Genomic DNA, 12740 nt, shown 5'->3' with positions numbered 1-12740 from the left:
CCGACGGTTGGGTCGCTCGAGACAGCGCGAACCGTTCCGACTCTGGCGACGTAGCGACCTTCGGCCGTCCGGATTCCTCCGATGCCCGTCGGGACGCTCGCCGCGATGCCCAGCACGACTCGATTCTATGCCGCCGCCTGCCAGACGGATTTGCCCTGCCCCCGATCCCGGGACGAGCTGCCCGGCCGGGTCGATCACCTGCTGGGGATGGTCGACGCGGCGGTGGTCGGCTACCGCCCCTTCTTCGACGTGAGGCTGGTGGTCTTCCCGGAGTTCGCCCACGCGGCTCCCATCTACGAGACGGCCGAGGAACTCCTCGACCGCCTCGCCGTCCCGATCCCGAACGAGCACACCGACCGTTACGCGGCGAAGGCGAGGCGGCACGGGGTCTACATCCAGACGGGGACGTTTCTGGAGTCGGATCCGAAGTGGCCGGGGGTGGTCTTCAACTCGACGTGCCTGATCGGGCCGGACGGGATCCTGACCAGGTATCGCAAGGTGAACCCGTGGCTGCCCTGGGAAGTGCACGCCAGCCCTCACGACCTGCCGGGCTATGACGAAGACCTCTTCCCGGTCGCCGAGACGGAGATCGGCCGCCTGGGGGTGGCGATCTGCTACGACTGGCTCTTCCCGGAGGCGATCCGGGCGCTGGCGCTCAACGGGGCGGAGGTCCTGATCCGGGTCTCCGCCTACATGGACCCCTGGGGGGCGACCCCCCCGATGGACTGGTGGACGCTGTTCAACCGGGCGAGAGCCGCGGAGAACATGGCGTTCGTGGTGGCGGCCAACCAGGGGGCGTCGCTGGCCAACTACCCGCCCTTCTCCTGGCCGGGGGGGAGCATGATCGTCGACTTCGACGGCCGGATCCTCGCGCAGGCCGATCCGGGGCCGGGGGAGAAGATCGTGGTGGGGCCGATCGACCTGGCGGCCCTCCGGGACGAACGGCGGCGCCGGCAGGGTCATGCGCTGCTGTCCCACATCCGGTCCGAGGCGTATACTGGGCTCTACGATCGCCCCATCCACAGGCCCCCCTTCCGGGGGTGATGGTTTTGTTCCGGCAGGCTCCCCCTGGCCGGTTCCCGAGACGATCCGACCGCAATCGATCCCGCACCTCGGAGAGTCGCGACGATGCGGAATCCGCTCCTCGATCGAGTGCCGTTCCTGGCACCGCTGCTGGTCGTCCTGATCCTCTCCGGCTGCGGCCGGTCCCCGAAGCAGGACGCCGAAGAGGTTTCGCAGATCCCAGGCATCCCGGCCGAGGTGATCGAGGACGTGCTCGAGGCGCATTACGCCGGCCTCGGCCACATGGAACGCTACGAGTACGCCGAGGCCGCGAGCCGGTTCCGCGAGATTCGCCGGCTTGCCCCCGACTGGCAGCCGGCGAAGATCAACCTGGCGATCGCCCTTCTGAACCAGACCGGCGAGGCGATCGCCGACGAGGAACCGACTTCCGAGGGCGATGGCGAGCCGGAGTTGAGCCGGTTCGACGAGGCGATCCTCCTGCTCGACGAGGTGCTGGCAAACGACCCCGGCAACCTGCACGCCCACTACTGCAAGGGGATCATCCTGGAGCAGGTGGGCCGCTGGCAGGAGGCCCACGAGGAGTTTTCCGCGGTCGTCGAGGGGGATCCCAACGACGCCCACGCCCTCTACTGGTACGCCGTGACCATGCCCGACGCCTCGGGAACGGAGCGAGCGGCCCTGTTTGAACCGCAGAAACTGGTCGAGCCGCTGGAGAAGGCGCTGGCGATCAACCCGTATCTGGTCCCCGCCATCTACAACCTCTCCCGGGTCTACGTCCGCCCGGAGGTCGGCCGCAGAGACGATTGGGAACGGCTGAACGACCGGAAGAACCGTCTGGACCCCCAGCGCGGGGAGCCTCCTCCGGGGATCGGCGATACGGCGGCGAAGGTCTACGGCGAGATGGGGCATTACGCCGAGATCGTTGGGCCCCCGCTCGATCGGGAGCCTCGCATCCCCGAGGCGCCCGCTCCCGAGTTCTCGGCGATGACCCCGGCTCAGGTCGAACTGCCCGAAGGGCATCGCTGGGTTTCCGCCGAAGACTTCGCCGAGGGACCGCTGGCGGTTGTCGGCCGGGCCCGGGCCCGGTTCGGCGCCGGAGTGGCGGCGGCGGATTTCGACCGGGACGGCAAGATCGACCTGTTCGCCACGTCGGCCGTCGTCGGGCCGGAGGGAGTGCGCGACGCGCTGCTGCTGAACCAGGGAGGAGGCCGCTTTGTCGAGTCGGCCGTCGCGTTCGGCATCCCCGCCGACCGAGCGAGCATCGGCGTCGCGGTGGCCGACTTCGACGCCGACTTCTTCCCCGACCTGTACCTCGCCGGGGTCGGGCCGAACCTGCTGCTCCGGAACTCGGGAGACGGGAGGTTCGAGGACCTGACCTCCTCGACCAACACGGGAGGAGGCGATGCCGTGACCATCACGGCTCGCTGGCTCGACCTGGACCTGGACGGGGATCTCGACCTGTTCGTCGTGAACCATTGCCCGGTCTCGGAGGCCGACTCAGCCTTCTCCCCGGAGGGAGCAGCGGGAACCGCGGTGGTCGTGTATCGGAACGACGGCCGCCCGGTCCCCTTGGAGACGGGCACGCCGCTGTCGTTCGCGCCGCTGGCCGTCGAGGGGCCGAAGGCGAACGCGGTCGCCGGGCTGGAGATCGCCTTCTCGGAATGGGGAGACGTGATCGCTCCGCGGGGCGACGAGGCTCCCCTCGCCGCGGTGGCGGCGCTGGACATCGACTCGGATCGGGACCTGGATCTGGTGATCGCCGCCGACGGCCAGCCGCTGCTCGTGGCCCTGAACGACCGCCTCGGGCAGTTCCACACGGAGGAACTCCCCGCCGAGAACGTGCCCCCGAGGATCGCAGGACTGCTGGTCGCCGACCTGGATCAGGATGGCCGGCCCGACCTGGTTGCCACCCGTTCGGAAGGGGGCGTGGTCGCCTGGCGCAATACGACCGAGGGCAGGGGGGCCACGCTGAGCCTGCAGACCGAGCCCTGGCCGATCGACGCGAAGGGCTGGCGGTCGGCCTCGGTCGCCGATCTGGACCTCGACGGCTTTCCGGACCTGATGGCGACCTCGATCGCAGGGAGCGAGCTCCCCTCCTGGGCCCGGAACGAGGGGGACCGATTCGCCTCCCGAGCGTTGCCGACCGCCCCACCCGAGGGATCCCCAGCGGCGATCGTCGGAGGAGCGGTGGTCGACCTGATCGGCGAGTCTCCGCTGCCGGACCTCGTCCTCTTGCGCGATGGCGAGCCGCCGATGCTGGGCGAGAACCTCGGCAACGGCCAACGGTGGCTCGGCATCGATCTGGCCGGCCGGTGGAACATCTACCCCGAGTTGATGCGAACCAACCCGCACGGGATCGGAGCGAAGGTTTCGCTGGAAGGGGAGGGGCTTTCGGTCCATTACCATCACACCACGACCGAGGCGGGGCCGGCGCAGTCGGTGGCGCCGGTCGTCCTCGGCCTGGGAGACTCGGAGCTGGTTCCCCTGATCCGCCTCCGATGGCCCGACGGGGTGATGCAGACCGAACTGAACCAGGCGGCCAACGTGGCGATCACGCTCGCCGAGAAGAATCGGAAGACCGGCAGTTGCCCGGTGCTTTTCACGTGGAACGGTCGCCGGTTCGTCTGCTTCGGTGACTTCCTCGGCGGCGGAGGGATGGGCTACCTCGTCGCGCCGGGAGTCTACAGCCAGCCCGACCGGGACGAGATGCTCCACCTGACCGATGAGCACTTGAAGGAGCAGGGGGGCGTCTATCGCATCGCGATCACCGAGCCGATGGACGAGGTTGCCTACCTCGACCATCTGGTGCTCGATGTGATCGACCGCCCCCCGGGGGTGGAGTCGCACCCCGACGAGCGGTTCTCCCCGGGAGGGAACCGCCCGACCGGCGCGCTGATCGCCTGGCGAGAGGCGATCTCCCCGGAGCGGGCGACCGACCTGGGCGGGGCTGATGTGACCGAGACCCTCGCCTCCTGGGACCGCGCCACGGTCGACACCTTCAAGCGTCATGTCCGCTGGGTCGGCTACGCCGAGGAGCACGGGATCGTCCTCGACTTCGGGGACCGCCTCTCCCGGTTCGGCCCTTCGGATTCGCTCGTGCTTTGCCTGGCGGGGTGGGTCGAGTATCCGTATTCCCAGACGAACTACGCGGCGGCGACGGCAGGCGTCTCGCTGCAACCCCCGGTGCTGGAACGCCAGCGGGAAGACGGGTCCTGGGAGGTGATCGAGCCCGATCCCGGCTACCCCGCCGGGCTTCCCCGCATGACGACGCTCGACCTGACCGGGAAGTTGACCGGCCCTCGCTGCGTGCTCCGGCTCCGGACAACCATGGAATGCTACTGGGACCAGGCCTTCATCGCCGTCCGAGATCGGAAGGCCGAGCAGGAGATCCGAGTGACCTCCGTGCCGGTGGCTCGGGCGAAGCTCGGCCCGAGGGGGTATACGCGGGAGGTCTCCCCCGACGGCCGTTTGCCCCTGCTCTACGATTACGACTACATCGACCCGGCCCCCCTGGCGCCGTTCGCCGGCCGCTTGACCCGGTTCGGAGACGTGAAGGAGCTGCTTTCGGCCGATGACGACCGGCACTGTCTGGTCGGGCCAGGGGACGAGGTGAAGGTCGAGTTCGACGCTGAGGCGCCGGCGCTCCCCGACGGGTGGACGCGGAGCTTCGTGCTCCGCACCTACGGCTACTGCAAGGACGCCGACCCGTTCACGGCCGGCAGCGACTCGGTGGAGCCGTTGCCCTGGAAGGGCATGCCCGAGTATCCCTTCCCGGACGGGACCGAGCGTCCCTCGGACCCTGAGTATCTGGAGTACCTGGAGACCTACCAGACCCGGATCGCCGGGGGCGATTGAACCGATCCGGCCCCCTGGCTCCGGGGGGCCGGTTCCTTCCTCCGGGATTCCCGACGATCGATCGGAGTACCCTCCGGCTGAGTGATGGAATCGAAGTCGTCCCAGACGGAGCAGAGGCGATGGACGAATCCTCGGGACTCGTCGCGATCCTGGCGGTCGTGATCGTGCTGCTCGTGGCCGGCTTCTGGTTCGTGGGAGATCGGCGGGAGGACGCGGCGATCTCCGAGATCGAAATCGAGGCCGGGGCCGGGGCCGGCGCCGATCAATCGCCGCCAGGCCCTCCGGAGGAGCGGGGGGAGGGTCATTCCGCGGGAGCCGGGGACGGGGACGGGGCCAGGCTCCTCGGCAGGCCGGTCGTCTTGGGGACGCTGGGAGTGCTGTACGCCGGAGGGCTGTTCCTGCTCCGCCCTCGGGCGATCCGGGCGAAGCGGAATGGCGCATCGGACGCGGAAGCGGCGTTCGTGGCGTTGGCCTGCTTCGCCCTCAGCCCGGTGGTCGTGCCCATCGTGGCCGTGCACCGGGGGCTTTCGGTGCTGGGACGCGCCCTGACCTCGGAGCCCGATGCGGAGGGCAGGGGAGGCCCGGGCGCGCCGAAACCCAGGAGCGCGAACGAGCTGGATTAAGGGCTCGGCGTCGGATCGTCGAGGGGCTGCGCATCCTCCGGATGGCTCTCGGAGGGGCTCAACCAGTTGGGGATCGAGTCGGCGAGTCGATCTCGGAGCGCCTCGGGCAGTTTCTTGTCCTGGTGCGGGGTGCGGGCGTCGAGCTCCAGGGCCTTCTCTGCCTCTCGGGCGGCGCGACGGAACTGGCCGAGGGCGGCAAGGTCCTCGGCGGCCTGGGCGTGGGCGAGGGGGCTGGTGGGGGTCAGCCGTTCGGCGATGACGAAGGAGTCGGTGGCGATGATCGTCCGCAGCCGGTCTCGGGCGGCCGAGGGGAGGTCGGGCCGGGCGGCGAGGATGCGGCGGGCGAGGTTGACCCGGAAGGCGCGGACCTCGAGCGATCGGGGGTCTCGGGGGGGGGTGATCGCGTCTTCCAGGATCTCGACGATCCGGTTCCAGACCGCATCCTCGGGAGGAGAGCCCCGGGAGATCCAGGCGAGCAGTTCCAGCTCGGCCAGCGCGAGGTAGGGCCGGGAGGCGTAGGAGTCGGCGGCGATGGCCCGCTGGAGGAGGTCGGCGACCTGCTCCAGGTCCTCCTGGCGGGGGGCCGTCGGCCGCTCGGCCAGGATGGCGTCGGCCCGCTTCATCAGCGCCTGGGAGCGCCAGTAGGGGGAGACGGTCCCGTAGAAGGTCCCCAGCAGGGCGGAGAGCACGGCGGCGACCACGAAGGGAGGGAAGAGGCCGGGGAGTTCTCGAAGGCGCCCGGCGGGGCGATCTTCCCGGAGGTTCAGGCCGACGGCGGCCAGTCCCCAGAGCATCGAGGAGACGGAGGCGTACCCGATCCCCCCGGCGGCGAGCAGGTTGACCACCATCGCCAAGACCGCGGCCCCGATCGCCACCGCCGGGGGCGAGACCTTCGCCCAGAGCGGCCCGGCCAGCGCTACCGCCAGGCCCCAGCCGAGGCCGAGCAGGAGCCATCGGGCGATCGCGTCGTTGTCGTCCGAGAACAGGTTCAGGTCGCCGAGGAGCACGACGCCGACCCAGCCTCCAAGTCCAGCCCAGACCAGGAGCGAGCCGGCGGATCCGTTCGGGTTGGGATCGCCCGCCGAAGGGGGGGGAGAGGACGTCTCGCTCGACGCCTTCGACGGCCCAAAGAGGTTCCAGAGCGTCAAACCGAGCCCGAGGACGAGCAGCACCAGCGCGAGGATGCCCGCGACCTCCCAGACCTCGAGGAACAGGTTATGGGGATCGACCACATCCTCGCTCGCCTCGACAAGCTTGAACTGGCGGTACGCCGGCCGGAAGTTCCCCGGGCCGAGGCCGGTCCGCCAGGCGCCGTCCGCCAGGACTCGCCAGGTGCCGACCCAGTACTCGAAGCGGTAGCGGAGGGAGAGCGTCGACTGGGTAAGCACCGCTCGGTCGAGGAAGCCGAGCCGCCAGAGGGCGCCCCCCGCGGCTCCGATGGCGGCGATCAGGCCCACCGCTCCTCCAAGGAGCGCCCGACGACCGAGCCGTCGGGCGAATGCCGCCGAGAGGATGAGCGTGCCGACCACCAGTCCGAGGAAGCCGCTTCGGCTCTTGGTCAGCAGCAGCACCACGAGCACGAGCAGCACGGGCAGGGCGGCCATCGCGATCGAGGAGATCCCCACGCCGGGGCTCGGGGCGTCCTCCCCGAGTCGTTGTCGTCCGGTGCGGGCGACCCCAGCCAGGAGGACGCCGATTCCGACCACCAACGGCCCGACGATGTAGCCGGCGAGGGAATTGGCCAGGCCGAAGGTGGCGAACGCCTCGGTCGATCCGACCACTCGGTCGACGAACGATCGGTACTCGGGGGTCCCGGGCGTGGGGGCCATCGGGTACTGGGCCAGCAGCTGCCGAGGATTCTCCAGGAACAGGCGACGCAACTCGGGGAGTTCGACCCCGACCTGATAAACGGCGTAGCAGGACACCGCCGTCGCCGTCGCCGCGAGGATGCCGGCGAGCGCCCGGGTCTCGGCCCGGCTTCGGGGAAGGTTCCGGAGCAGGACGTAGACGACACCGACCCCTCCCCACTGCCAGGCGAGGTTGATCGCCACTCGGCGGTCGAGGGCGTGGGAGGCGCTCAGACCAACGGCGAACATCAGGCCGATTACCGCGAGATCCGCCCAGCAGAACCGGAACCGGAGGGATCGGCCGAGCATCGCGCCGACCACGGCGAGCGAGGCGGTGGCGAGCAGGGCGAAGGTCCAGGGCAACTGCTCCCCGGTCATCAGCTCGGTGGTCCCCTCGGCGGGCCAGTACGCTCGGGAGACGACGAGTGCGGCGGTCAGGCCGAGGGCGATCGTTCGGATCCGATCGGCGAACCAGGCCGAGTCGTCGGGGGCGACGACGGGAGGGGCAGCGGTGCGGGAGGGCCCGGAAGGGGTCCTGCGGTGGGACGAGGCTCGGCGTGCCATGATGGGCGTTATCCCGTCGATGCCTCTTCGGCCGGTGGGGGAGCGGAGGATGTCGGCCCGGAGGGCGTCGGCCTGGGGCGAGCGATCTCAAGGATCGCCACGACGCCGAGGACGCAGAGCGTCTGCGACACCACGACGGCCGCCCCCAGGGCGTCGAGGCGGTGCAGGAGCAGGGCCCCGAGTCCTCCGGCGAGCGTCACCAGGTAGATCGTTCGGACGGCCCAGGGCGGGGTCAATCCACGCTCGACCAGCCGGTGGGAGAAATGGCTCCGGTCCGCCTGAAAGGGGCTTCTCCCTTCCCGAAGGCGGATAACGATGACCGAGGCGGTGTCATAGAGCGGCACCGCCATCACGAGCAAGGGGGCCAGGGCGCCGAAGGGGGAGTATCCCGACCCGGGGTTGTCTCTCGTGAAGGTGCCGACGACCGTCAGGGCCCCGAGGAGGAAGCCGAGGAAGTTGCTGCCGGCGTCTCCCATGAACAGCTTCGCGGGAGCGGAGTTATGCACCAGGAAGCCCGCGAGCGCCCCGGCCAGGATCAGCAGCACGGCCGGCACGAACAGCGCCCCGACGGCCGCCTGGGCGCCCACGAACAGCAGGGCGACGATCAGGCCGACGCCGGCGGAGAGGCCGTCCATGTTGTCGAGGAAGTTGAACGAGTTGGTCAGGCCGACGACCCAGGCCAGGGTGATCGCCCATCGGATCGGAGGCCAGCCGAGGGGGCCGAAGAGCGTGATCTGGCCGCCGAGCAGAACGAGGCCGACCGCCGCGAGGACCTGGACGGCCATCCTCGGCTTCCAGTCGAGCCGGAATCGGTCGTCGAGCAGCCCCATAAGCATCATCATCGTGGCGAGGGCCACCAGCAGCCAGAGCTCGACGACCCGGGACATCGACCCTTCGGCGTGGCGGGCCATCTCAGGGGGGAGGGGCAGCCCCAGGGCGACCCAGCCCGTCCCGATCCCGAGGACGATCACCAGGGAGAGCCAGATCGCCACGCCGCCTCCCAGCGGGGTGGGCGCCGCGTGGGCCTTGCGGCCGCCGGGGGAGTCGATCAAGCCGACCCGGGGGGCGATCGAGCGCACGGCCCAGCACAAGGCGTAGCAGAGCGCCGCCCCAACCGAGAACATCGCCAGCCCGGCCACCTGGATCACGAGGCGTCCTCCGGTCGGTCGGTCGAGCGGTCGCCCCGCGGTCGGGACCGTAGACGAGCGGCGTCGACCAGACACGCGACGAAGAGGACGACGAAGGCGATGGTCACCCCAAGGAACACCTGCCACTCGATCGGCCGGTCGGGAGGCCAGGTCGGGCGCTGGCCTCCCCGGCCGACGAGGAAGATCGCCAGGGGGCCGGCGAAGGTGAGCAGCGAGAGCATCCCGAACAGGATGTAGAGGCGGGGCCTCGGGCCGTTGGCGATCGGGGGGCCGGGGGGGCTCATCCGGCGTGCCCTCGTCTGGCGGTACGTTCCTCGGCTCGACGCTCGACGCGATCGGCGAGCTCTTGCCGGGCGGAGACGAGCCGCTGGACGATCGCGGCCGGGGCGTCCTCGGCCGGGACCGTGAACGCCTCGGAGTCGTGCCGCCACTTCACCTCGACCTTCCCCTCTTTCAAGCCTCGCTCACCAACCACGACCCGGAGCGGGATCCCGATGAGGTCGGCGTCCTTGAACTTGGGGCCGGGCCGCTGATCGCGGTCGTCGATCAGCACGTCGGCGCCGGCGAAGCGGAGGGCCGAGGCGATCTGCTGGGAGAGCTTCATGACCTCGCCGTCGGGATCGACCTGCAGCGGGACGATCAGGGCCTCGTAGGGGGCGATGCTCAGCGGCCAGATGATGCCGTTGGCGTCGTGGCCGGCCTCGACGGCCGAGGCGACGATCCGGTTCACGCCGATCCCGTAGCATCCCATGATGAGCGAGCGCGTCTTGCCCTCGGCGTCCTGGAAGGTGGCCCCGAGCGCGTCGGAGTACTTGGTGCCGAGCTTGAACACGTGGCCGATCTCGATGCCGTTGCCCACCTCCAGCGCCGAGCCGCATCGGGGGCAAGGGTCGCCGGCGGCGGCGTTGCGGAGGTCGAGGACGCGGTCGATCGGGAAGTCTCGGCCGGGGACGACGTCCCTGAGATGGATGTCCTCCTTGTTCCCACCGACGACGATGCGAGGCATCAGCGCGACGGCCTGGTCGACGGCGAGCGGGATCGTCAGGCCGATCGGGCCGAGGAATCCGATCAGGGAGCCGGTCGCCCGTTGGATGGTGGGGGCGTCGGCGGGCTCGAGCGTCGCGGCCCCGAAGGCGCGGCGCACCTTCCCCTCGTTGGCCTCGTGGTCGCCCCGGAGCAGCACGGCGACGGGCTTGCCGTCGGCGAGGTAGACGAGGAGCTTCCCTGTCTCCTCGGGCTGGACCTTGAGGAAGGCGGCGACCTCCTCGATCGTGCGCTGGCCGGGCGTCTGGACCTCGGTCGGGGCCGGCGCTCCGTCCGAGTTGGGGGAGGGTCCCGCCAGGGTACCCACCTCGGCCTTCTCCACGTTCGCGGCGTAACCGCAGGACGAGCAGCGGATGAGTTGATCCTCTCCGGAAGGGGAGGGGACCATGAACTCGTGCGAGGCGTCGCCGCCGATGGGGCCGCTCTCGGCCTCGACCGCGACGTAGGGCAAGCCGCAGCGGTCGAAGATGCGACAGTAGGCCTCGTACATCGCGTCGTAACTGGCGTTGAGCTGCTCGACGTCGGCGCCGAAGCTATAAGCGTCCTTCATCAGGAACTCCCGGGTCCGGACGATGCCGAACCGGGGGCGGGGCTCGTTGCGGAACTTGGTCTGGATCTGATAGGCGGTGATCGGCAACTGGCGGTAGGAGGTGATGTATGACCGGGCGAGGTCGGTGATGACCTCCTCGTGCGTCGGGCCGAGGCAGACCTTGCGGTCGCCGCCGAGGTCGAACTTGATGAGCACATCGCCCATGGTCGCGACGCGGCCGGACTCCTCCCAGAGCTCAATGGGGTGGAGTGCCGGCATGAGCAATTCGAGCGCGCCGGCGGCGTCCATCTCCTCTCGGATGATGCGCTCGGCCTTCCGGAGGACTCGGAGGCCGAGGGGGAGGTAGGTGTACGTCCCCGCCCCGAGCTGCCGGATCATCCCGGCGCGGAGCAACAGCACGTGGCTGGGGGCCACGGCGTCGGCCGGCGACTCCTTCTGGGTCGGGATCAGGGCGTTCGACCAGAGCACGGCTCGCTCTCCCGGTGGCTGCGTTGCGTTGCGTTGCGCAGGCGGATTCACGATCGCCCCGAGGGGGGCGGGAGGCCGGTCGAGCGCGGAGGTGGCGCTGGACCGGGCCCGATCCGATCCTTCGGCGTTTCCCGTGGAACGGGAGCGGGACAATCGGCGTCGGGTCGTCGAGTCTACCAGAAGGGCACCGGGAGGAAGAAGACATCGACGGCGGCCTCGGCGGGCCGATACACTTGACCCCGTCCTCCTTCGGACGATCCTGCCGGAGCGGTCTTTTGATGAGCGCGCACGATTGCGAGTCCAACGCCGAGCAGCCGTCGACGGGGGCGGCGTCCGGGGTCGGGGAGGCGATCGCCCTGGGGGTGATCGGCCTGATCGTGCTCGGGGGTCTGTTCTGGTGGATCGCCCGGGAACCGGGGGCGAACGGAGACGGCGACGAACGGAGGGGGGCCACCGCCTCGCTCCCTTTGGGTTTCGCGATCGAGGAGTTCATCGGCGAGGACGCCTGCGCCGAATGCCATCCGTCCATCGCCGTCTACCACGAGCGACACGGTCACAGCCGCACCTTCCGCCGGGCCGGTGACCGCGCCCTGGCCGCCCGCCTCGATGGCCGGGTGGTTGCCGATCCGGAGCGGCCGGCCGTCACCTGGAGGTTCCTGCTGGACGACGGCCGCCTTGCCGTCGATCGGCAGGCCGGGGACCGCGTCGATCGCTTGCCGATCGACTTCGCCCTCGGGTCGGGCTACCACGCGACGACCTTCATCAGCGTCCTGAACGACGACCCCCACGACTTCGTCATCCGGGAGCACCGGCTGACCTACTACGCCGACGGCTCGATCCGGATCACGCCGGGGCAGGGGGTGATCGAAACCGCCCCGGGCACCGACGCGATGGGCCGGGTGCTCCGGGACGAGGACTCGTTCGACTGCGTGAAGTGCCACGTGACCTTGACCTCCGCCTCGGAGGCCGGCCACGTCGATCTGGCGACGCTGATCCCGACCGTCTCCTGCGAGCGCTGCCACGGCCCCGGCCGGACCCACGCCGAGGCCGCCCGTCGGGGGGCCGACCCAACCTCCCTGGCGATGCCCTTCGGGCCCGGGCGAGCCTCGGCCAAGGATCAGATGCTCCTCTGCGGCGAGTGCCACCGGCATCCCTCCCAGGCACCCCCGGGAGCGCTCCGGCCCGACAATATCGAGCTCGCCCGCTTCCAGCCCGTGGGGCTGATGCAGTCTCGCTGCTTCACCGAGAGCGATGGGGCGATGAGCTGCACCACCTGCCACGATCCGCACGACCGCCCCTCGACCGACCCCTCCTCCTACAACACCACCTGCCTCTCCTGCCACCAGTCGAGCCATCCCACCCAGGTCTCCTGCCCGGTGTCACCGTCGACCGATTGCACGACCTGCCACATGCCTCGGGTCGACGCGGGGCAGAAGGTCTTCTTCGCGGATCACTGGATCCGAGTCCGAGACGAGGTCCTCGGGGCGACGGGAGACGGCTCCGATCCGCCATCGCACTGATCCGGGAAGCGGTCTCTTCCCTCCCCGACGCGAGACGCCGAGCGCAGCGGAGAGGGACGACGGCGATCGTGTCAGGAAGAGAACGGGTGTCGGCCCAG

Annotated in this window: 8 protein-coding genes; 4 read left to right on the top strand and 4 right to left on the bottom strand. The window is 70.1% G+C overall.

Translation table 11 applies throughout. From position 1 onward, the window contains the following. The first annotated feature begins 81 nt into the window (after positions 1-81). From TsocGM_RS03965 to TsocGM_RS03955, 3 genes are all read left to right on the top strand, one after another. Positions 82-1044, top strand: a complete 963-nt coding sequence (locus TsocGM_RS03965; protein WP_233578263.1) for a nitrilase-related carbon-nitrogen hydrolase — start codon at positions 82-84, stop codon at positions 1042-1044. Positions 1045-1128: 84 nt separating this feature from the next. Continuing rightward, the gene (locus TsocGM_RS03960; protein ID WP_126724018.1) at positions 1129-4878 is read left to right on the top strand and encodes an FG-GAP-like repeat-containing protein; all 3750 of its coding nucleotides are present in this window, start codon (positions 1129-1131) and stop codon (positions 4876-4878) included. A gap of 119 nt (positions 4879-4997) precedes the next feature. Further along, positions 4998-5501: a hypothetical protein gene (locus tag TsocGM_RS03955; protein WP_126724017.1), complete on the top strand. Its 504-nt coding sequence runs from the start codon at positions 4998-5000 to the stop codon at positions 5499-5501. On the opposite strand, the gene TsocGM_RS03950 is transcribed toward TsocGM_RS03955, so the two are convergent. From TsocGM_RS03950 to TsocGM_RS03935, 4 genes are read right to left on the bottom strand one after another with little or no spacing between them, the layout of a single operon-like run. Further along, positions 5498-7912, bottom strand: coding sequence for an O-antigen ligase family protein (locus TsocGM_RS03950; RefSeq protein WP_126724016.1), 2415 nt, complete (start codon positions 7910-7912; stop codon positions 5498-5500). The two genes, TsocGM_RS03955 and TsocGM_RS03950, sit on opposite strands and share 4 nt — an antisense overlap. A gap of 8 nt (positions 7913-7920) precedes the next feature. Next, a complete protein-coding gene (locus tag TsocGM_RS03945) occupies positions 7921-9060 on the bottom strand; it encodes an MraY family glycosyltransferase (RefSeq protein ID WP_233578260.1) in 1140 nt (379 codons plus the stop codon). Further along, the gene (locus TsocGM_RS03940) at positions 9057-9344 is read right to left on the bottom strand and encodes a hypothetical protein (protein ID WP_126724015.1); all 288 of its coding nucleotides are present in this window, start codon (positions 9342-9344) and stop codon (positions 9057-9059) included. Before TsocGM_RS03940 ends, TsocGM_RS03945 begins: the two co-directional genes overlap by 4 nt. Continuing rightward, a complete protein-coding gene (locus TsocGM_RS03935) occupies positions 9341-11122 on the bottom strand; it encodes a proline--tRNA ligase (protein WP_126724014.1) in 1782 nt (593 codons plus the stop codon). Before TsocGM_RS03935 ends, TsocGM_RS03940 begins: the two co-directional genes overlap by 4 nt. Before the next feature lie 278 nt (positions 11123-11400). On the opposite strand from TsocGM_RS03935, the gene TsocGM_RS03930 reads away from it, so the two are divergent. Beyond that, a complete protein-coding gene (locus TsocGM_RS03930) occupies positions 11401-12642 on the top strand; it encodes a multiheme c-type cytochrome (RefSeq protein ID WP_126724013.1) in 1242 nt (413 codons plus the stop codon). Positions 12643-12740: the final 98 nt, after the last annotated feature.

Origin of the sequence: Tautonia sociabilis (assembly GCF_003977685.1) — a bacterium.
GTDB lineage: Bacteria > Planctomycetota > Planctomycetia > Isosphaerales > Isosphaeraceae > Tautonia > Tautonia sociabilis.
This window is presented reverse-complemented; position numbering and strand designations above follow the sequence as displayed.

What these genes read in the sequence shown, in the direction of transcription:
- TsocGM_RS03940 (WP_126724015.1), bottom strand. Translation starts at nt 9,344, where the DNA reads ATGAGCCCCCCCGGCCCCCCGATCGCCAACGGCCCGAGGCCCCGCCTC.
- TsocGM_RS03950 (WP_126724016.1), bottom strand. Translation starts at nt 7,912, where the DNA reads ATGGCACGCCGAGCCTCGTCCCACCGCAGGACCCCTTCCGGGCCCTCC.
- TsocGM_RS03930 (WP_126724013.1), top strand. Translation starts at nt 11,401, where the DNA reads ATGAGCGCGCACGATTGCGAGTCCAACGCCGAGCAGCCGTCGACGGGG.
- TsocGM_RS03965 (WP_233578263.1), top strand. Translation starts at nt 82, where the DNA reads ATGCCCGTCGGGACGCTCGCCGCGATGCCCAGCACGACTCGATTCTAT.
- TsocGM_RS03960 (WP_126724018.1), top strand. Translation starts at nt 1,129, where the DNA reads ATGCGGAATCCGCTCCTCGATCGAGTGCCGTTCCTGGCACCGCTGCTG.
- TsocGM_RS03955 (WP_126724017.1), top strand. Translation starts at nt 4,998, where the DNA reads ATGGACGAATCCTCGGGACTCGTCGCGATCCTGGCGGTCGTGATCGTG.